Below are 20127 nucleotides of genomic sequence, written 5' to 3'. Positions count from 1 at the left end.
TTGTTACAATACAACATAATGGTTTACGATGCTTCGGAAATCAGATCATCGATGCGATCAAGCTTGTACAAATTTTTTAGTTTTTGAGCCACATCGATTGTAAGTCTTGCCTTTCCAGATTCAATCTTGTAGTAAAATTGTTGAGACATACCTAGCGCGTCTGCGACTTCCTTTTGAGAAAAGAAGTTTATTTTACGCAGATATTCTAGCCTACTCTTAGGTGCAGCCATGTTTTCACCCCCTTACGTTTACAATATACACCGTTTCGGAGTCACACGTCAATATATTGGAGTGATAATTTTGTCTATTTTTTCTGAACGACTAAAATGGATTAGAGAAAAAAATAATGTATCTCAAAAGGATGTAGCAAAAGCTTTGGGCATTTCTCAACAAGGATATTCAAAAATTGAACTAGGCCAAAGGGAACCGAATCTGGAAACATTACATCAAATCAGACGGGTTTTTGACGAGTCCCTTGATTTTCTGATTGGATTCTTCATTGAGGATAACCATGCTGATGATTTATACGAGATGTATCACGAAATTCGAGTTGAGCGAGAAGACATTGAAGATAGAATTCTATCAATCGAGGAATACTTATCAGATTCCAAAGGAAACACAGAAAGTACACTTAAAATATTGATGGAAAATAGGGACATTCTTAGAAAAACAAAGGTAAAAGAGGAATTGGCCTTAGAAAATTATGTGGAGTACCTAAAGACAATACCGGGTGTTCCTGATCAGTATCATACAAAGGAATATTGGGTGAACTCGTTCAAGGAAAAAGTTGATAAGCGAAATAAGTTCAGTAATGAATTTTATGAAAAAATCGATAGTCTTGGAACTGAATGACAATTATTAAGTAAAAGGACCCCTATGCGGGGTCCTTCATCATTTCCACTCTCGGACCACAATTAAATCCCTACCCTCCACCTCGAACCCAGCTCGAACGGTTTCGGGGTTTTGTTTTGTGATCACCAAGAACTGAGGAGCGATAATCGATTTAGCCCACTTCTGATAAGCGGCGTTCTTGTAATACCCGTACATGAAATACAGATTGTAGATTTCCCATTTCCTCGGCCAAGGGTTCTTCCCTGGCGGATACGATCGCTGCACCTCGCAAGCGTACAGAATCCCCTTGTAATCGAACATACAGTCTGGTCGCCACTCATACTTTTGCCCGAGATGCTCGAACGGTTCTCGCGGCTCATACATCCACCGCACCGGCTTGAGCGAAAAGTACAGGTTAATCACGGCAAGCGCATGAGAGAGGTTAGTCAATCGAACTGGAGACACCCCGCAAATCATGCGTCCCTTTCGCGTGAGCCGCCATACCTTCTCGCGTTCGTGGTATCGCCCCTCTATGATTCGTTCCCGTTCCAAGTCCCGGAGGATGGCCGATGCCTTTTTCTGCGGGTGCAAACTGGCGTTCAACGTGGCGAGTTGCTTGGTGGTCGCTGCCGGTACGTGGCACAACGCCGTCAAGATAGCCCCTCGATGATCGGGAGTGTCCACCATATAACACCTCTGTCTTGAGCGGAGCAAGAAGCTTCTCCCACTCCTCGTCACTTTCGCTGATAAACGGGACTTGTAGCAAGTGATACGTTTCGGCCTTGTAGATGCACCGTCCCGGCGTGGCGATGTTGATTTTCTCCGCCCCTTGTGCGTTGATAATCACGTCACTTTCCTTGTACGTGTTCGTGCGGAAGGCAAGCGCCGTCTCCACATTCGCTTTGACCTGACCGTTCACAATGTCCGCCGTCGGCTTCTGGGTGCAGTAGATCAAGATAACCTTTGTTTCACGCCCCTTTTGCGCGAGGCGGGCCACCGCTTCCTCGCAAAATTCCGCGTACCCCTTCGCCTTCCGGCTGCTCTTGTTCATCTTCGGGCTGATCTGCGCGGCTTCGTCAATAACCACGACATACGGTTTAAAGGCTTTGATGTTCGCTCGGTTCCGGGTACTCATGATGAAGTGCTCTCGGCGCTCCAATTCGGTCACAGCCGCAAAGAGCATATCAGCGGTATCCTCCAGCGTCTTGGCAATCTCCACGCCTGGGGCGGATTCAAACGGGAAGAAACTGAACCCCTTGAGATCCGCAATCCGAATAATCGCGCCCATCTGAACGAGTTGATACAGCACCCAACGCAGCCATACCGTCTTCCCACCCCCGGCAGCTCCACCGACAAGTAAATGCATGAGGCGATGGTAAATAGGCTTCATGAGCCGGTTGTAGCCGATAAGAAGCATGTCGTTCTTTAAGTGCGCGGGATCGTACTGGATACGCGCGGGCCAATCCTTTTCCACTACGCGGATGATGACCGCGCCTCCCCGGTCAATCACTTCAACGGGCGCTCCTGCGGCTGCGGAGATCACGTCTGCCCGCTTTTCGATGTCATGGCAGGATAGACCAAGCGGGAGCCGGAACGCGTATTCTGAGCCACACAGGACCGTCCTGGAGTCGATGAATCGAACACCTTCGGCAAAAGTGGTTAACGCTTTATAAAGTTGGTCCGATAACGACAACAAAACCACCTCCTATAAAGAATAGGATTCGTGAAAAATAATGCTGATAAAGTCAAGAATGACGCGAAGAACATGCAATGACTCGATCACAGCACGTTCGGCTCGGACTTTCACAGGTTGTTCACCCGCCTAACTGACCAGTGGTCGCCAACGTGTACAGCCCCGGACAAAACCGAATAAGCCCACTAATGAGGACGTGATAACCGCCGTAATACACCCATTTGACGGCCCATGCTCCTGCGAGTACAACGTCAATCGCCAGCATATTATCAATGAGCCAAGGTGCTGCCATGTTAAATAACGATGGACTTGGATCGTGAGCCGGAATCGGTTGTTCCGAATCAAAGTCAAACTTATACCGATACGCTGCTTTCATTTTGGGCCTCCTTTTGGTCGCCATACGATCGGGGCGACAACCGGGATTTCCTTCACTTCTACAACCTTCTGCGTGCGGATGTTTAACGCCATTCTCAGCCCTACACGAATTAGCTCGGACTTGCTGTTCCCGTCCAAATCCTTGGTTGCATCGTACAAATCGTCATCGATTCCCTTGCGTAGCCTCGCCCCTACAAATCTTGGGTTTGCCAATCGTTTCACCACCTCTAAACGTGTTGTAATCCTATGTTTATTGGGGTGGCTTGTTGATTTATGCCTGTACTTACAGGATTATTTTCATGAATGTGCAGGATTTTGTAAGAGGATGGCGAATATATATGTAGAGGTGAAAAGCAGATGATTCGCAGCAACCTACGCGACATTTTGACCGAACGAGGATTAAAGCAAAAGTACATTGCAGAAAAAACTGGATTGAACCGCAACACGATAAGCGATATTGTGAACGGGAAGAAACCCGAGATTGAAAGTGCCTTGAAGATCGCAGCAGTCTTGGAAATGCATGTGGAAGAAATTTGGAGTGTGGAGGAGGAACAAGGATGAAGCTAATCTTTTTAGATATCGATGGAGTTATGAACCATCGAGATTACATGGTACGTAGTCGCTTGCACCACATGCAGGAGTTCTGCCCCGTTGCTGTGCGCAATCTCCGGGAGATCGTGAAACGTACGGGTGCAAAGATTGTTTTATCGTCAACTTGGCGGAAGTTTAAGGACATTTATCACGTTATGACGTGTTATGACCTTGATCAGTACGTGATTGGTAAAACGCCCGTTATTGAGGACGTCATTCGAGGCATCGAAATCAAACAGTTTATGGACGAATTAAACAAACCGATTGAATCGTATGTAATACTTGATGATGATGACGATATGGGTGATTTGCTCCCTCACCTTGTCCATTGCAAGGATTACAGTGGTTTAACAGACGAGAGACGGGAAGAAGCGATTGCGTTGCTCAACCGCGAACAGGTTTTGCCGCAGGCCTTCGAGACGACCGAAATACTTAGCGCAGCGGTAGCCGTAGAGGATTTTGGTTTTAATATAGACAGTGAGATTGATAAGATGTTTAAGAAGGAGTAAAGAGGATGAAACAAGCACTCACATCATGCGATCTAATGGGAATGCCGCATGGAACTAAGGTGATTGTCACTTCACATTCACACAAGCCGGTCATCGGAATTATCAACCAAAAAGAATCTTGGATCGGCGGTTTCGACGGAGATATAGACAATTACCTTTGGAAGTTTAAAGATCTAGACAACCCTCGCTATACAATCCAAGTGTATCGGTGCAAACAGAATATCGAGAGGAAATCATATCAGTACCAGACACTCGAACAGATGATGAATGAGATTGGCATTTAGGTTTTAAGGCTTCGAATCGACCGCATCACCCAGTGAAACGGGGGCCGAATCCCCGGTTTTGATATTAAAGGTACGATAGATGAACTATTTAAGAAGGAGTGATGAAGGATGGAAGATAGAGGTACGTTGATATATCGATGTCGAAACTGCGGGGATAAATTTGGACCCGTAAGCTACCCAGATGCTACAACTATAGCTATTGAATCGGCAAGAGACGAAAAAAATTTGTTATCGATTCACCATTGTAAAAATGGCTATATAGGTATTGCCGATTTAATAGCCATTGAACCTACGGACAAAGCAAAACACAAACATTTGGCAAGATTATCTTAAAATTGTTAAGAAGGAGGATACACATGGGAAGAATTGAGCAGATCAAGGAAAAGATCGAGTTTGTCGATAAATACCGCGACCGCATTGAACCTTATGAATATGTTGAAGACATGACCGAACTACTCTCTCTTCTACAGATCGTAGAAGAATCCTTATACAAATACTCCGATATGATTGTATTGGATAGCGAAGAACGTCCGCACGATGTCGGAATGGTTGCAAGGGCAGCCCTAGAACAGATACGCCAATGACCTACCAACACTACCCCAAGCAATTCGACTCGTTTGAGGAGGCGTTAGCCTACCTGAAAAGCACCGGCAAGCTCCAACGGTTCGGGGTCGAAGGGGATTCACACGTATACAACTTTCACGCGAATACGGGGAAGTATTATCACATGCTCATTTCAAATTCGGGCCTCATCCGGTATGTCGAAATGAGCCCCATGCAATATGCCTATTGGCGAGAACAAGGGTTTTAATATATCTAAAAGGAGCATCTAAGTGGGAACTATACGATTATTATTAGCTATTGCAGTTGTCATTGGACATACGTCTTCGGTGTTCGGCCTCACCTCGGTGGGAGGGATTATTGCGGTTCAATCCTTTTTTATGATATCCGGGTTCTATATGGCCCTGATCTTGAACGAAAAGTATAAAGGACCGGGGTCCTATAAACTCTTCATCTCGAACCGGTTCCTGAAGATATTTCCGGCCTATTGGGTGGTAATCGCGCTAATTGTTCTGATTTCGGTGATTAAGTATTCGATCAATAAAGATCCGTTCACCCTGTATTATTACGAGTTTGCAGACTTCTTGCATCCGCTCTCCTGGATATACCTAGTGCTCACAAACATTGTAATTTTCGGTCAAGATTTGGTCATGTTTATGGAGTTTAAACCATCCGGTATGCTCGATCTAACGGCATGGTTTCAATTCAGTAAACCACCTGTACATATTTTTTTGTTAGTGCCGCAGGCGTGGTCATTGGCGATCGAATTGATGTTTTATTTAATTGCACCTTTATTTGTTCGCCGCAGCGCGAAAACATTAACGGTCATACTACTCTCTAGTCTCGCCCTTCGGTTTTACATATACGCCACAGGTTTTCCTTCGGACCCGTTTACATATCGATTCTTTCCGAATGAGTTAGCCTTTTTCATTGCAGGCGCGATTGCTTATAAGCAATATGTTCGATTAAAAGAAGATGTTCTCACGCAACGTATTGGACAAGCATTATTACTTGTGATTGGGACTGTGATCCTCTTCTACCCATTCATTTGGAAAACAAATCCCGATGCGAAGCAATGGATTTTCTATGCGGTTTTCGCCTTCTCGCTACCGTATATCTTTACATATTCAAAAAGTATTAAAACGGATCAATGGATTGGTGAGTTATCTTATCCGATCTATATCTCACACGTCTTTATCTTTCATTTGCTCGGTTCCTTTAACGTCTTCCAAGAGAAGCAATTCACTGGCATTCTTTCAATTCTGTGTACCCTACTTTTCTCCATGATACTGGTGAATTACGTCATGAAACCGATTGAAACGTATCGTCAAAATCGGGTCAATCAACTAAAAAGAGGGCCTTCGAAACCATTGCGAGCTAAAGGCACAACGGTTAATTAAAATCTTCACTAACAGAACAAGCCCCCGCGTGGATGTGGGGGCTTTGTTTTGTTTACTCGCTGCCGAAGAATAGACCGCGTTCCTTCATCATCTCGTACAACTCCAACAGATGGGGTTCGAGATATTTTTGCCCCTTCGGATCCGCGGCGTACTGACTGTATAACCATCGATGTTGCTCGGTCGCCACATAGCATTTGTGCGCCACCTTAGCCGGATCAACAGCCGCCTTCATTTGCAGCTCCAACTTCGCGATGTCGCCCCGAATCTGTTCCATAGATGTTGCTGGGCAAAGCGTGTCATTTAGTTGATTATGACCGAGAATATCCTTAATCGACAGAAGCGATTTCACGGTCAGAATGGCCGCATACAACAGCTCTCGCTCCCGAGAAGTGATTTCCCTTTGCGATAAGTCCGCGTTCACGCAGATGCCCACCGTGTACGTGTTATGGCCTCCACAATGGAACGTCATGGACATTAGATCGTTTGTTTGGAATATACGCCCATTGTCGATAACAATGTGGTATCCAATTCCCGCCCAACCATGTGTGTTGACATGATAGTTAGCGTGGCCTTGAATCGTTCCTCCTGCCGGTGGGCCGGAGTGGTGCACGATTATTGTGTCAACCTCTTCGCCTTCCAACGGTCTGAATCCTGGAGCGAAATACCCACCTTTGTTCACGCCTCGGATAATCCGTTCCTTCGGATATGTCTCCCAAGTATACTTCTTATGTCGCGGGAGCTGATCCGTGATATCCTCGATAGGCGGGACATTAAACGGCAGGCCCGCCACCAGTGAAATGTTGCGTAGACTCATCCGTGTTGTCTCCCTTCGCTCGAGCTTTATCAATACTCCCTTCGACAAGCAAGTACGTCATGATTGCGCCGATATGGCCGATCAACGCCACAACCTTGAGCGTTACGTCTTCTGAAACGCCGAACAGCACAAGGCAGCTCGTCACACACGCCGCTACAAGCGCCCAGAACTTACGACTTCCTATTTTCTTTAACATCCTCTTCATCCTCCTTTTTAACCGGCTTGCCGGTGCGATATCCTTGCGTGAGTAAGAAAAGTAATTCCCTGTGTGCAGGATCTTGGCTGGATTCGAGATATTCGGTAGTGAATCGCATGGCTCGATCTCCATTTTCCGCATCATACGACGCTGATTCTCCATGATTATTTGTTGATTGGTCACGTACTCCTTGACCTCGTTATCCTCTTGCAGCAGCCAAGGGATGAACTTGCGAAGCCGTTTCTTTAACCGGCGTTGCTTTAACAGCAAAAAGACAATGGCCCCGGCGCTAGAGAGGGTGAGGCCATTCTTTACGAGCGTATGCGCCGTGTCGATGAGGAAGTCGTACACTTGCCTATATCACCCCTTGGGAGCCTCACGGTAACCTCATACGTCGCCGGAGGAGGGTGATTACGGCACTGGTCAGCAGGACGCATACAGCAGGAGCAATAGGTGATGATGGCGGCTTCGATCATGTTTACCTCCAATAGAAAAAGAGCCGGGGCTGCTTGCTCCTCGACTCTTCGGGATTAGACTAACACATTCTGGTATACTGGACATAGCGTATAACGTAAGATAGTGGGTACAGGAGGTGGTTTTTGTGCTTCAATACCTAAAAGACTGGATCGTAGATGTGGGTTGGATAATCGTCGGCCTCCTCATGTTCGTCGCCATGATGTTGTTTACGGACATATTTACCGGCATTGGCGACAAAGTGTTCAAGAAGTCTAACGACGATTAATCTCCGCAAGAGTCCTCGGTCTCTCCCCGGTCTGCTGCTCAATGTAGTTCATCAAGTCTTGCAGCTTCCGCAGCTCATCCAACGCCTGGAAGTACCTCGCTTGCTCCGCATCATACGGCTTCAAAAAGCTGCTAATCCCCAACCCCGGATCCCTAAACTTACTGTCTTGATCGGCGTCTTTAGCCCGCATGAAGAAGTTACTAAGCTGCCGCACCGGTTGCCCGCCAAGCGACTCCAGTACATACGCCCTTGTTGCGTCAATGCCGCCCAATGGAGTACCCCCGCCTGGAATGTTCAACCCCAAGATGTTAGATGGTACCGCGAATTGCTTTTCCTGCCCCTCGAATTTCTCAATGGGCTTGTCAAAGAAGAAGTTGCGGTTCATGCCGACTTCAATCGGCGTTTTGAGTACAGGACTCAGGGAATCGATGCCCATTTTTAACGGACTCGCTAACTTGGTCAAGTCCCCCAAAGGAAGGTTCAGCGCTACAAATTTCCCCTTGTTCCCGTCACCCGTTACTGGGAATGCAAACTGCTCCTTCATCCAATCCGGCAACTCTTCCTCGTTAAGCCCCACCGCATCTTGTGCATTAAGTCTCAGCTTATTGGCCGCAACGTACTTCCTTGGATCGTTGATAAATTGCTTGATTTGAAATGGGATGTTATTCCGCATCCATCGGTAGAACGGGATTACCCGAGAAGCAAATTCCTGTTCGAATGGCGTCAGATTCGAGTAGTCGAATTGCACCTCCCGGACTTTTTTAGCCGCGGCTTCATAGAGTTCTTTTTCGGTCGCATACTTCTCTTTGTTCTTTTCCACAAACCATTTAAACAGCGCAAAGCGGTTTGTCTGGTCGATGAAATCCCCGAATTGTCGCGACGTCTCAAAAGCGTTTAGCGGATTCTTGAGGCTCTTGACTTCTGCCTTCAACCGCCCTCCCAGTGTCCCGTCAAACTGACTACGCTTCTCGATCGTTTTCCGAATAGCATCCTCCGGCTCCTGCCCTCTACGTGCAAACTCAACCGCCGACAGCCCAGACGATCCTAATCCTTGTTCCCGGAATGCCTTGTACAATGGGGATTCGTTATTCTTGATAACCGCATTGTACACATCCACGTCAGCCTGTGCGGAGTATTTCGCGATATCCGGCGAGCTCATGCCGCCGACCCAGTTGTTAAACTTGGCTCCCACATCATTCCGTAGGTGGTAAGGAAGCGAGAACAGCGCTAGACGCTTCCAGCCGCTTTGTAGGGTGTCGAATACTTTAAGGAATCCCGTCACCCCTTCGTCGGTCGTAAGCTTCTGGTAACGGTCTAGCGCTTGCTTCACACTCTTGGTGACGATGTACTGACCGCCGATTTCGTCCACCACTTCCGGCATGTCGTCGACGTCTTTCATAAATCTATAGTTAGCCGTATCAATGACCACGGCATTATTCGGGATCTCCATACCCTTCTCATATTTCCGTGCAAAGTTCGGATTCGTTAACACTTGTCTGCGGAAATTCACGGAATGAATGTATTCGATTAAGCGCTTTTGACCAATCGCGGTAGCAAAAAAAGCGTTGGGCTCGAAGAAGTTTTCGTCTTCTTTCAACCGACCGGCAGCTCGTAAACGGTCATTCACATCTTCCGCTGATCCCGTAAGGGTACGCTCCTTTATAACGCCTTTGCTCGGGCTACCTGTGCCTCTGTTCCCTCGGTCAATGGCTTTCATATTGGCGCGGCGTTTTCGCTCCTCACGTGCCAATACGTGCGTCATATAGCCCTCGATTTCGTTAATGGAAATATCGTTATCGAGGGCAAGTTGCCGAATCGCGGCATTCGATCGGACTAGGTTACGAGCCGCTTGATTAACCGCAGGATCGGTTGATAATTCGCGTTCAGGACGAGGAATTTCCTTCTGCACCATAACCGGATTCCTCGCTACTTCCCGAAGAGATTCGATCTCATCCTCAAGTGCTTTAATCTGGTCCAGTTTGCCTTGTCGATCTGCTTTGGATTCGCCACGTAACGCATCCAGTTGACCTTTGAGCGCTTCCCGTTGTCGGATCAAGTCAATGTATCTCGGGTCCTTCTCCAAGTCCATAAACGCCTTCTCTGTGGTCTTAGCAGCTTTACCTTTCGCCGCAGTCTTAGGCATATCTTTCAGACTCTTGATTAGGGTCTCGCGCGATACTTGCAGCTCCTTGAACGTGTCGTCCAGGTATTTCAAAGCGCCGGATCGCTCCATCTCAGTTCGGGCCATAGTCTCCAGCGTGTCATTATCCAGACGCCGCGGAATGTCCTTGACACGCTTTAAGTCCTGAACCAGATCATCCGCATACTGATAGCCAAGTTCATCCGCTACCTCGTCGATACCTTTACCGCCTTCACGGACTACGATTCCGGCAGGGAGGTCAGTTGTATTTACACCCTTTACCCCATTTGGCGCGGTCGCCCTCACTTGACGTACAAGATCAAATTTGCTGTCATGCTGCTCCCGGATCGTGTTCTTGAATTGTCGGACCAAACTATTCCTTGTTCCATCATAGTTGTTGATTTGGCTTGTGACGCGCCGTAGTTCCTTCCCAGCCTCTCTCATGTTCGCTCGGGTTGCAGCATCCAAGTCCTTTCCGGCTTGACGTTCAAGTCCGGCGAATAGTTTTTGTATCTCGGCGTCTGTTTGATCCAGGCCCCGAGCGAATTCACTGATTGCACCGCCGAATTCCTTGTCATTCGTCTTGATTTCCTTACCGATGTCCGTAATCGCGGATTTTGTTCTGCCCACTTCGGCCAGAAGGTCGCCTCTGTTCTCCGTCCGTTGTAAGCCGTCCGGGAACTCGTATGCTTTGACATCCTCAAACTGCCGAAGTGGTGCTTCTATAATCCGACCGGTTTCGATCCCTTTGTCAATTCCACCTGCTAATCGTGCCGAATCGGAAATATCCTTCGCGCTTTCTTCGGTCTGGTACCGGATTTTGTTTTCCGTCTCTTGTTTTGCGCGTAGGATCGTGTCGTCTTTGGTGCCTTGCAAGGTTTCATCGAGCTTGTAGTTCGGTACAAACATACGCCCTATCGTATCTTTTGCCCGCTCTGCAGCCGGTTGGATTGTCTCCGTCCGTAGTTTCTCGAGCTTCGGCGACTTCTTCTCCACGGCCTGGTATGCTTTTGTAGCATACTTGGCAAATCCCCGCGCAGGAACGGACACGCCCTTTGCAATAACCCCACCCGGAACGTAGGTCAGAGGATCGAGCGCGATATCCAATCCCGTACCAAGGATGGCTTTCGCGGCTTTATTTTCAATCCCCATGTCTTCTACAAGGTCGGAGCCGCGTGTGCGATCCTTGCCGGTTAACCCGCGCACGAATCCTTGACCCGCGCTCCCACCCTGCGAGCTTTCGTGGAGTGCGTTCGTGACGCCGGAGAGTGGTCGCCCTAGTATCTCCAGCACATCAAAAAAGGCGTTTTGCTTCTCCGGTAGGTTCAGGAACTTTTCAACGCGATTCCGTTTGTCCGCATCAGCAACAGAAAACCCGGAGTCTTCAATTCGCCTCCGGGCATTCTCTATGCTTTTATTCACTTTGTCCGTGCTATACGGTTGGCTCGCACTCGCTGAACTCGATTTCCGTGAATACTGTGCAAATGGCATGCGTTATCACTTCCTCGCTCCAAGTCGTGGACCGCTTACTCGTGACCATGTGTCGAAGTCTACACCGCCGATTCTACCGTTCGGATCTCGATACCATGCCATCCAATCCAGCATTGGTTTCCCTTGTCCTTGCTCTTTATACAGGTGTTCTAATTCCCTTTGGCTAGGCGGATTCTCGACTTGCTGCCGCTGTTCGCTGGTTAGCTCTGGCGGTCGGGATACGGAAGGGGAAAGCGTTTCGACCATCGCCCGGAGTTGGTTCGCTTCTTCCGGCGTATAGAACCCGAGTTTTTGATCTTCACCGATCTGCATATAGGCTTGAGATGGTGATAATTGACCACCTCGTAATGCATCGACTAACCCGCGCTTCTCCTCGTCAAAATTACTCTTCCCTTGACCGCCGTAAGGCGTTCCTTGTGCTACCCCCGGAATCCCAGCAGGTGCCTTCCCTGTAGCTCTCCAGATATCCATTAAGCGGCCTTGTTCCGCCGATGTTGCTGCCCTCTTATCCGCCGAATCTGCCCGTGCATTGTCGGCACTAGCATTGGCGATAGATGATGCAACCTGTCGTGCTTGTAGCGTCGAGGTCCCTACCGGTAGCCCTGTTAGTGCCGAAAGTTCCGGGGTTACGGTGCCAATTTGTTCAGCAGCCATCCATGCATTTTGAAGCGATCTCTGTGCGGCTTGGTCCGCTGCTTCTTGCCCTTGGAGACTGAGAGGTGCATCCGTCTGGTTGAACAGATTGCTGTAATCCTCTTTCGGCTGAATCACGCGGCCCAATTGCTGACCGACTCGAAGAGCAGCGTCAAGGTTGTTTTGCTTCTTCTGCTCCCCGAATACGTTGTCACGGTACGCATTGTCTTTATCCTGCTGCCCCAGGTTGTTGTACACCCCTGCCAATTGCACCGTATCGCCAAAATTCTGGCGGTCTGCGGTCTGCTCATCGATATAACGTTGATACGCTTGTCGAGTGAGTTCCGGCAGCACTCTCGAGTTCACGTCCGCTACAGCCTGTTGCCCGATCTGGTTCGCGACGCCTTCCGAATACGAAGACTTACCCTGACCCATCGCCCGGAGTTTCGCCAATGTATTCCCCTGTTGCGTGGCTGCCCCCGCTTGTGCGGCTTGTAATGCGTTCTGATAGAGCGGATCGGCTTGCGCGTTGTATTGAAACGGCGTTCGCGGTTGATTTAGGCGCTCCTCCGCTTTGTTCAGCAGCGTGTTCGTGCGGTCCGTATAGCTCGGCATGTTCGACGCTTGATAGGCTTTAAACATCGCATCCAGGTTTCCCCGCGAATTATATGTGGACCCATCGGCCTCCGGCGTTGCATTGCCGAAGAACTTCCCGCGTGCTAGGACTGCGTTTTGACCCGTATCATACGTGATTTCATCGTCCTTGAATCCTTTGTCTCGCAAGTAGGCGCGGTATCCGTATTTGTTATCGATTGCCATCGTTTCACCCCTTTGGAGTAAATAAAAAAGGCCTCTCTCGAGACCTAAACTGCAAATCCTATGGTAAAGTACCATATTGTGATCGTTAGAAAGGTGATTCCAACAAAGTAAATTGTCGAGAATAGCCAGTATATCAAACTCTTTCTATACAACCATACCGTGAATAAGCTGCCCATACTGCACACAAAAATGAGAATCACGATGAATAGTAGATTATAGAGAACCTCGTAATCCTGAATTGACATAGGACACCCCCTAAACGACAGACGTTATGATGCCATTTGATACATTTATAGTCTGTGTGCCTGTACTAAAAGAACCAGTAAAACCAGTAAATGCGTTCGCTTTTGCATCTACTTCTGATTTTTTTGCTATGGGTGACCATCCGAAGCCGTCATTTACTTCAGGTCGAGTTCCTGCTGCACGAATTCCTCGCCCCGCTGAATCTTGCATTCGAAATGATCCACTAGATTCCAGCAATAAGTATGCTCCATGCGCGGTAATATATTGCCCTGTTCTCACAGCGCCATCTACCGTCTCTGTATCATAGGCATAGACACTCTGCGCGATTCCTGTCGCATCCCGTCCGGTGATAGCTTTTACTCCTTTTACCGGTGCCGTGCCTATGGTCAGGCGCTCTATTCCAAACTCATCATAAGTGTGCAATCCAGAATCATCTATGACCACTCGTTGTCCGGTAAGGCTGGATGCGATGGTTACTAGAGCGGCTAAAAGCGTGCCGGTTACGATCTTATCAGCCGTCAACTCGCGGATGTTCAGGGAACTGAGTCTACCGCCTAGTAGGTTCTCAATCTCTTCCTGATTCATAGCGACAACGTTCGCAATATGATTAACCCATTCTTCCAGCGTCTTGGTTCCCTTCGGTTCTACTGGAATGGACGTATAATTCCCCATTCTACACCCTCCTATCTAAGCGGCAACTGATCCTGTTCGAACGACACCTCATGTATCGTAACCGGACCTGTTCCAGCGATCATAAAGCGCATCTGCGTGGCGTTTACGACCTTACTGGACTGTACGTATATCGAACGCTTCTGAAGGCTGCTAGAGGCCGTTATGGAGCCCACAGACTCCCACGTATCATCTCCCGTTGGTTGCTTGCTCAGATACACGTTCATGGTGCTGCCGACCGGAAGTGATACCGTGATCCACATGCTCAGCCAACGAATAACCTGCGCCATAGACGGAGCTGTGAACACCTTGCTCACCCAATGCCAGTTAATGGCGGTTCCATTGTCGCTTGTGCCGCCCATTTTCAGCACTCTGCCGCTTGCATCACCTATATATAGATCATTCCCCATCTTGGTGAAATGAAGGGCTGAGAGGTCATTCCAGACGTTCCAGGTACGGTTCTGGTTGTCGTACTCAATTATCGTGTCAGGTGCGCTCGAGCTCTCTACCGGTATTGAGAAGTAAAGGTTCTTGCCATCGCTTCCGGCAGCGGATTGCCCTCTTGCTATAGCATTGGAATTGTCCGGGTAATACTGCACGGCTTGCGAGAACGATTTATCTGGACTGATACCACCCCCGTAACTGTATAGTCCGCTCGGGTTGAACAGGTACATGGTACCGTCTAGTGTGACCGCGGACCGGTTATTCGTTATACCGAGCGTCTGCGATACGTTCTGATCGTTGAAGTCGGAGGGAACGCTTCCCATGAGTTTACGAATGGAGTTGGGAAAGCTGATCGTCAGTTTGTTCAGTTCCCCAAACAGGCCGTTTATCATCTCCCCTTGTGGAGATTCGATATCCTTGCCGAATGACTTGGAATCATCGGTGAACACGGACCATTCTTCGCCATTGTCGAGCGAAGACGCCCGGATTTCCTTGCCTAGCGATACCCATAGGCGATTCTGGAAGGTGGTAATGTACTTGGCGTTCGCTGGCGCATTGAGAAGGTTAGACACCGTGGTCCCGTCATACTTCTTCACTGCGTCTACGCCATTGGCCATGATGAGGTTAATGTCCGTGAATGCGCCTTGGAAATTGGTGAAATACGCCTCTGCGGTGGTCGAGAGTCCGCTTGCGAGCGTTGTCCATGCGCTGCCGGTCCATTTCCTCCACGTACCGTCATTGAACACCGCGTGTAACTCCGTGTCCTTCCAGACGCCGAGTCCAAGCACCTTTGTTCCGATCGCTGCGCCCAACACCGTATATCCCGGCCTCACTGTGAGCGCTGGGTATTGACTACTGGTCAGATTCTTCATGTCCGAGGCAAACGCGCCGCCGATGCTGAACGCATCCCGTTTATCTGTGCCCCTGAACTCTCGCTGCACCGTAGCCGGCCGTTGCTGAATTTTCGGCCATGGATTCACGCGATCCCCTCCTTATGCATCAATGGCTCCGAATGGTTTCCACGTACCGGGCGCGCCGGATGCCGTGCAAACCGAACCAATTTTCCCGCCAGCCGATGGCGTGGTGGTATAGTAGGTGTCTCCCCGGTCCCAGTTTCCTGATGCAGGGGCTGAAGAGCCTCGCACGATTTTTACATTATTTTCGATGCTTTCGATTTGATAATCAATCTGAGATGCGCTGTATAACGAAGCACGGTTGACTGCATACCTAGCTGTACCGCAAGCGTCCATATAGACTTGTTTCAACAGCAGTTTTGGTTGAAGCCAGAGTCCAATGCCAAAGTTTGTTTTAGTTGCCCCTGTGAAACGGATGATGACGCCTTCGATATGGGTTGCGGCTGTATCGTCGTTGATGTTGATGGTATAGTCAACACCACCCTTTTGCCCCGGATCCACAATTTCAATGTCACGCATCGCAATAATCCTTGCATTGGCGTTCGATGCAATGCTTATGGCCCTATCTTGTACGGTCAAAATTTGAAGGCTTTCGATGATAAGTTCCTTAAACAGGAAAAGATCTAATGCGCGGTAAGAAATGGTTTGGAATCGGCAATTTCGAATGTGCCAGATGGACGTGTCATTTCCTGAGTTGTGATGGATGACCGCGTTTGTAGTGCTATTACTGTTTGTTACCATCAGTTTGTCGATATACACTTCGGCGCGGAATCCGTTATCAGCATAGATCGCATAATCGACATTCTCCATGGTGATATTGCTGATATAAAACGGTCCACCCGTAACGTGAATTGCATGTGCCGGGATGTCCTTTATGAACACGTTGTCAATAGAAACGTTTCTTCCTGGGAAGTGCGGGGATTCGCAGCTAATCCCATCCCCGTCAACGTTCTGAATCAAACCGTTTGATATGATCACATTTTCGGGGCCGGAATCCCACTCGGACACGATGACTCCGTGCCATCCTGGGGTATCGCTGTCTTTGATAATGAAGTTGTCGATGATGGCGTCTTGAACGCCCCAAAAGTTAATGCCACCCCCCCACGCCAATGCTCCGTCCGTCCGGTACCCCGTGCAGGTGTAGTTGCTGACAAATACGTTCCGGGCTTCGAATAAGAGAATCCCGCCGCCGTAGAGGTCAATGATGCTAACGTCCTGGATGTGTACGCCTGTAAACACTGCGGGGGCCGCGCTGTAGATAACAAAAGGGTACGACTGAACCGCCTGACTGAGCTTATTTTCCGATTTGAACGTCAACCCGTACACCGATATGTTTTTCGATGCCGTATAAGTGAAAGTTGGTGATAAGTAGTTGCCGGAGATGTTGCTTAACATCCCATTCCCGATTGCGTTGAAGCCCGTACCTGCTAGGAGCGTCGCGCCGTATCCCCAAATTACGGTATTGTCGTACATGTGGATCGGTCCGGTGATTTTGTATGTGCCGCCCGCTGGGAACCAGATCACCGCCCCCTCGCCATCGCTGTTTCGATCGACTGCCTGTTGAATGTAGGCGGTGTCGTCTTGGATGCCGTCACCTTTCGCGCCGTACTCCCGAACGTTGATGATTCCCTTCGCCGGATCGATACTTTCTACGTTGGCCCGCTGCCATGCAATTAACTCTTTTACCGTGCTCAAGGGAACACCCCCCATACATCTTGAATAACATGATATTCCGCCTTTTCTTGGGCCTTTAAAAATTCCCGCTCGAGGTCGTTGTAACTTGAAACGAAGGCATCCCGCATGTCTCCTCGGAATACTTCCGTGATGGACACGATCGTGCCATATACAAGCATCATATGAAAATCCGGGTCGAAGTCCGGGAGGCGTCCGGTGTCACCGGTAGATAGAATATAGGGTTCCTGAAAGTGAAACACAGTCATGCCGTCCGATATGTCTTCGGGTGGTGTGGGGTAGAGGCACAGCTTATTCTCCGCGAAGTAGTAAAAATGACTTTGCGGCACATCACTGCCTTTGGCGTTGCGCTCGTAAATCTCGGTACCATCGACGATCACACCCGTGATTTTAGAGGGGGAATAACTGATAGCATACTCAAACGTATTTGCGATGATATCCCGCGTATCGGATACAATCGGCTTGTGAATCGTGCGAAATAACTCTGCTTGCAGATTGTTGATTTTGCGGATAATGCTGCTGTCCGCAAGCGATTGGGCAGCGGGGTACCGCTCTTTGATTTCATCCAAGATTTGCTGCAGGCTCATGCCCATGCTTGACACCTCCATATATAAAAAAAGGAGGCGAACTTGTCGTCCACCCCCTACACCACGCGTACTTCTTTTCTTGTGCTTTCATCGACTCGCTTATAAACTTCACGCGTCCGGCGCTCAGAGTCCTTCCAGATCTCGTACACGGCTTCCGGTACTTCAAACTCCTGATCTCGAGGGATTGTGTAGAATACGCCGTTAAATCCTACAACCGCAACCTTATCGTCAGGGTTCAGCGGGTCAATCGGGATGAAGATGGTTTTCTTCGGCATGGCCTTTAATTGCTTCGCTGCGCTTCGTGCGGACATCTCCGCTTCGCGTTCGAGCGACGGTTCCACTTTAACGGTATCTTCGGTCAAATCCATTTCTTCGGTTCTCACACCACGTGCCATAGGTAAACCCTCCTAAAGTTCAGGGAGAGCCTAAGCCCTCCCCGTTTGAATTGGTTTAAGCAGATGCGCCACTTTCGTATCGTACGATAGCGAGTTCCTGCAAGCGAACCGCCGTAAATGCGCATTTCCAAGCGACCGTATTGAACTGGTTGAGCGGATCGGCAGAACCCGCAGAACCGGCAGGATGAACGATGATTTCAGGCTTTACGCTGCCCTCAATGTCAGGGATACCGTAAGCTCCGCGACCGAGGAAAATCGTACCGAAAACGTCTGCGCTCGATGCACCTGCGCCGGCAAACTTAACACCGTTATCCACTTCAACGAAGTAAATCCCGTAGAGTTTGCCAAGAATACCCTCCTCACGGTTCTTCGTATCCACGTACGTGTTTTGGCTGATCCATTCCGACGTTTGCATCAAGTCCATCGCCACATCGGTGTGGATCAGAGATACGTATCCGGTCCCCCCACCTGGCAGTTTGATCGGCTTTACTTTGGCCCGTTTCAGGGCGCGGCGCACTTTCAGAATGTCTGCAGCCGTGATTTTATCGGCAGCCGCCACCAGGTTACGCGCCGTCTTTCCGTTGGCGTAAACCACATTCGAACCTGCTGCGAGAATGTCACGCACAATGATGTCAATGGACTCCCCCGCGTTTTCACCCATCAACTCGGAGACTTCGGTCAAAAGCGGATCGAAGCCGGTCATGTTGATGAACTCGGAAATTTTGGTCCAGTTGCCGTACTCTTGTACCGTAGCATTTACCGGTGTGATCGACAGGTCCACCCCATCCGGCGTTACACCTTCGGTAATGGCTGTTGTTACAACGTTCAAACTGTTCAGGCGGCGGAAGTTGGTAGTCGCACCCTTACGCTTCGGGATTGGCTTTTTGTCGCCGTATTTGGTCCATTGCAGCTCGGGGATCAGACGCTCAAGCATTGCGTCCTGAAAGTATGTGTGTTGCTCCGCAGTTAGGGCATTTACGCCCGATGTAGGATTATACCCTTGTACATTTGTTGCCATTGTTTACCCATCTCCTTTAGATGACCACTTCTCCACGCTTCACGCGCTCTCGGAAGGCCCTACGCTCTGCCGGGGTCATGTTGAGATACCCAGTCTTTTCTTCCGGCGCATCGGCCCCTAGCGCGCCCGTAGAGGTGTCGGCGTTTTGTTTGAGTTTCGTTATCGCTTCTTGCTCCGCTTGGAGCTTGGCTTGCTCGACTTTCTTTGAATGCGTCAGCAAGATATACGCTTCCGACACCTTTAGCCCGCGCTGCATGGCGAGGCCGTGTACCTGATCCTTGATTTGATCATAGCCCGGGTCATCTTTGCGGATATCTGCTTCTTCGGCTTCGATCATTTTCATGATTTCGGCATTTTTGTACTGTTCGAGCTGTTGTTTCAGCGTTTGCACTTCGGTTTTCATCGGCTGCACGTACTCTTGGATGACAGACGGGTCCACGCCCAAGCGCCTCGCTTCGGCCTCAATTTGCCGCTGCGTTTCGGCTTCATCCAGCGCCTTCATGTAATCATCATGTGATTCGTACCCGTAGAACTTGGCTATACGGTCTAAGCTTTGTTGATAGTTTTCAGCTTGCTTGGCTCTCTCTGACACTTTGTCATAGTTGAGGCCCTTCTGAACCCATTGCGGGATCTCATCCTCGGTCACGAACTTCTCTTCTTTGTTGTACTTGACCGTAATGCCCTTCGGCTGCTCCACTGGTGGTGTGGTAACCTCTGTGGGTGCTGCCTCTGTATTTGTCGATTCTATTGGTGTTTCGATCACGTCACTATGGTTGGTGACTTGTTCTTCCATGGTAGTTCTCCTTTCGCGCTGTGGTAGGCGCTGATTGTAATACAAGTAGGCCCCCAGATTCTCACCAAGGGCCTGATGTTGACTATCGAAGTTCGTTAGTTAGATATTGATCGGTGTCGGAGGTTGCTTCTGATCGATCTCATATTGAGCTAGCAGAATAGCTTCTCGTTTGCATGATTGTTGATGATCTGCCAAGGTCACGCCAGCAAGCGGTTGTTTACCGAATGGATATATGAACGTGTTTTCTTCCGTTCCATCCGTCACGGTGAAGATATATTCGGTTGCTGTTTCGA

At 49.1% G+C, this 20127-nt stretch carries 24 protein-coding genes; 8 read left to right on the top strand and 16 right to left on the bottom strand.

The window, feature by feature from the left end; genetic code table 11:
- Positions 1-23: 23 nt before the first annotated feature.
- Positions 24-230: a helix-turn-helix transcriptional regulator gene (locus ACI5FR_RS22880; protein ID WP_405458651.1), complete on the bottom strand. Its 207-nt coding sequence runs from the start codon at positions 228-230 to the stop codon at positions 24-26.
- Between the two features lie 70 nt (positions 231-300).
- Here ACI5FR_RS22880 and ACI5FR_RS22875 point away from each other — a divergent pair, with 70 nt between their 5' ends.
- Positions 301-852 carry a helix-turn-helix domain-containing protein gene (locus tag ACI5FR_RS22875; RefSeq protein ID WP_405458649.1) on the top strand — a complete coding sequence of 184 codons (552 nt, stop codon included), beginning with the start codon at positions 301-303 and terminating at the stop codon, positions 850-852.
- Positions 853-891: 39 nt separating this feature from the next.
- On the opposite strand, the gene ACI5FR_RS22870 is transcribed toward ACI5FR_RS22875, so the two are convergent.
- From ACI5FR_RS22870 to ACI5FR_RS22860, 3 genes are all read right to left on the bottom strand, one after another.
- On the bottom strand, positions 892-1281 hold the full coding sequence (locus ACI5FR_RS22870; RefSeq protein ID WP_405458648.1) for a hypothetical protein: 390 nt from the start codon (positions 1279-1281) through the stop codon (positions 892-894).
- A complete protein-coding gene (locus ACI5FR_RS22865; protein ID WP_405458646.1) occupies positions 1274-2524 on the bottom strand; it encodes a hypothetical protein in 1251 nt (416 codons plus the stop codon). The genes ACI5FR_RS22870 and ACI5FR_RS22865 overlap by 8 nt, the downstream gene beginning before the upstream one ends.
- A 121-nt stretch (positions 2525-2645) precedes the next feature.
- Positions 2646-2900 carry a hypothetical protein gene (locus ACI5FR_RS22860; protein ID WP_405458643.1) on the bottom strand — a complete coding sequence of 85 codons (255 nt, stop codon included), beginning with the start codon at positions 2898-2900 and terminating at the stop codon, positions 2646-2648.
- A gap of 356 nt (positions 2901-3256) precedes the next feature.
- Here ACI5FR_RS22860 and ACI5FR_RS22855 point away from each other — a divergent pair, with 356 nt between their 5' ends.
- The 6 genes from ACI5FR_RS22855 to ACI5FR_RS22830 all read left to right on the top strand — a co-directional run bounded on the left by ACI5FR_RS22855 (position 3257) and on the right by ACI5FR_RS22830 (position 6244).
- The gene (locus ACI5FR_RS22855; protein WP_405458641.1) at positions 3257-3460 is read left to right on the top strand and encodes a helix-turn-helix transcriptional regulator; all 204 of its coding nucleotides are present in this window, start codon (positions 3257-3259) and stop codon (positions 3458-3460) included.
- On the top strand, positions 3457-3999 hold the full coding sequence (locus ACI5FR_RS22850; RefSeq protein WP_405458638.1) for an HAD domain-containing protein: 543 nt from the start codon (positions 3457-3459) through the stop codon (positions 3997-3999). Before ACI5FR_RS22855 ends, ACI5FR_RS22850 begins: the two co-directional genes overlap by 4 nt.
- Before the next feature lie 5 nt (positions 4000-4004).
- Positions 4005-4283 carry a hypothetical protein gene (locus ACI5FR_RS22845; protein ID WP_405458637.1) on the top strand — a complete coding sequence of 93 codons (279 nt, stop codon included), beginning with the start codon at positions 4005-4007 and terminating at the stop codon, positions 4281-4283.
- Positions 4284-4391: 108 nt separating this feature from the next.
- Positions 4392-4616: a hypothetical protein gene (locus ACI5FR_RS22840; protein ID WP_405458635.1), complete on the top strand. Its 225-nt coding sequence runs from the start codon at positions 4392-4394 to the stop codon at positions 4614-4616.
- Positions 4617-4639: 23 nt separating this feature from the next.
- A complete protein-coding gene (locus ACI5FR_RS22835; protein ID WP_405458634.1) occupies positions 4640-4867 on the top strand; it encodes a hypothetical protein in 228 nt (75 codons plus the stop codon).
- 249 nt (positions 4868-5116) lie between these two features.
- Positions 5117-6244: an acyltransferase family protein gene (locus tag ACI5FR_RS22830; RefSeq protein ID WP_405458632.1), complete on the top strand. Its 1128-nt coding sequence runs from the start codon at positions 5117-5119 to the stop codon at positions 6242-6244.
- Between the two features lie 52 nt (positions 6245-6296).
- Here the strand turns inward: ACI5FR_RS22830 and ACI5FR_RS22825 are convergent, their stop codons facing one another.
- On the bottom strand, positions 6297-7058 hold the full coding sequence (locus ACI5FR_RS22825; protein ID WP_405458631.1) for a peptidoglycan recognition protein family protein: 762 nt from the start codon (positions 7056-7058) through the stop codon (positions 6297-6299).
- Complete coding sequence (locus tag ACI5FR_RS22820) at positions 7015-7605, bottom strand: hypothetical protein (RefSeq protein WP_405458629.1); 591 nt, start codon at positions 7603-7605, stop codon at positions 7015-7017. The genes ACI5FR_RS22825 and ACI5FR_RS22820 overlap by 44 nt, the downstream gene beginning before the upstream one ends.
- A gap of 250 nt (positions 7606-7855) precedes the next feature.
- On the opposite strand from ACI5FR_RS22820, the gene ACI5FR_RS22815 reads away from it, so the two are divergent.
- Positions 7856-7996: a hypothetical protein gene (locus ACI5FR_RS22815; protein ID WP_405458627.1), complete on the top strand. Its 141-nt coding sequence runs from the start codon at positions 7856-7858 to the stop codon at positions 7994-7996.
- On the opposite strand, the gene ACI5FR_RS22810 is transcribed toward ACI5FR_RS22815, so the two are convergent.
- From ACI5FR_RS22810 to ACI5FR_RS22765, 10 genes are all read right to left on the bottom strand, one after another.
- On the bottom strand, positions 7983-11627 hold the full coding sequence (locus ACI5FR_RS22810; RefSeq protein WP_405458624.1) for a hypothetical protein: 3645 nt from the start codon (positions 11625-11627) through the stop codon (positions 7983-7985). The two genes, ACI5FR_RS22815 and ACI5FR_RS22810, sit on opposite strands and share 14 nt — an antisense overlap.
- Positions 11628-11633: 6 nt before the next feature.
- Positions 11634-13079 (bottom strand): hypothetical protein, encoded by a 1446-nt coding sequence (locus ACI5FR_RS22805; RefSeq protein ID WP_405458621.1) that lies wholly within the window; start codon positions 13077-13079, stop codon positions 11634-11636.
- Between the two features lie 255 nt (positions 13080-13334).
- Entirely contained in the window at positions 13335-13994 is a 660-nt protein-coding gene (locus tag ACI5FR_RS22800) for a hypothetical protein (protein ID WP_405458618.1), read from the bottom strand.
- Between the two features lie 11 nt (positions 13995-14005).
- Entirely contained in the window at positions 14006-15415 is a 1410-nt protein-coding gene (locus tag ACI5FR_RS22795) for a hypothetical protein (RefSeq protein WP_405458616.1), read from the bottom strand.
- A gap of 12 nt (positions 15416-15427) precedes the next feature.
- Entirely contained in the window at positions 15428-17044 is a 1617-nt protein-coding gene (locus ACI5FR_RS22790) for a glycosyl hydrolase family 28-related protein (protein ID WP_405458614.1), read from the bottom strand.
- The gene (locus ACI5FR_RS22785; RefSeq protein ID WP_405458611.1) at positions 17041-17634 is read right to left on the bottom strand and encodes a phage adaptor protein; all 594 of its coding nucleotides are present in this window, start codon (positions 17632-17634) and stop codon (positions 17041-17043) included. Before ACI5FR_RS22785 ends, ACI5FR_RS22790 begins: the two co-directional genes overlap by 4 nt.
- Positions 17635-17684: 50 nt before the next feature.
- Complete coding sequence (locus tag ACI5FR_RS22780) at positions 17685-18023, bottom strand: hypothetical protein (protein WP_405458609.1); 339 nt, start codon at positions 18021-18023, stop codon at positions 17685-17687.
- Positions 18024-18078: 55 nt separating this feature from the next.
- Positions 18079-19041 (bottom strand): N4-gp56 family major capsid protein, encoded by a 963-nt coding sequence (locus ACI5FR_RS22775; protein WP_405458607.1) that lies wholly within the window; start codon positions 19039-19041, stop codon positions 18079-18081.
- A 16-nt stretch (positions 19042-19057) separates the two neighbouring features.
- A complete protein-coding gene (locus ACI5FR_RS22770) occupies positions 19058-19834 on the bottom strand; it encodes a hypothetical protein (RefSeq protein WP_405458606.1) in 777 nt (258 codons plus the stop codon).
- Between the two features lie 99 nt (positions 19835-19933).
- A partial coding sequence (locus ACI5FR_RS22765) for a hypothetical protein (protein ID WP_405458603.1) occupies positions 19934-20127 on the bottom strand: 194 nt, incomplete at its 5' end.

Origin of the sequence: Paenibacillus sp. HJGM_3, assembly GCF_045062745.1 — a bacterium.
Classification (GTDB): domain Bacteria; phylum Bacillota; class Bacilli; order Paenibacillales; family NBRC-103111; genus Paenibacillus_AA.
This window is presented reverse-complemented; position numbering and strand designations above follow the sequence as displayed.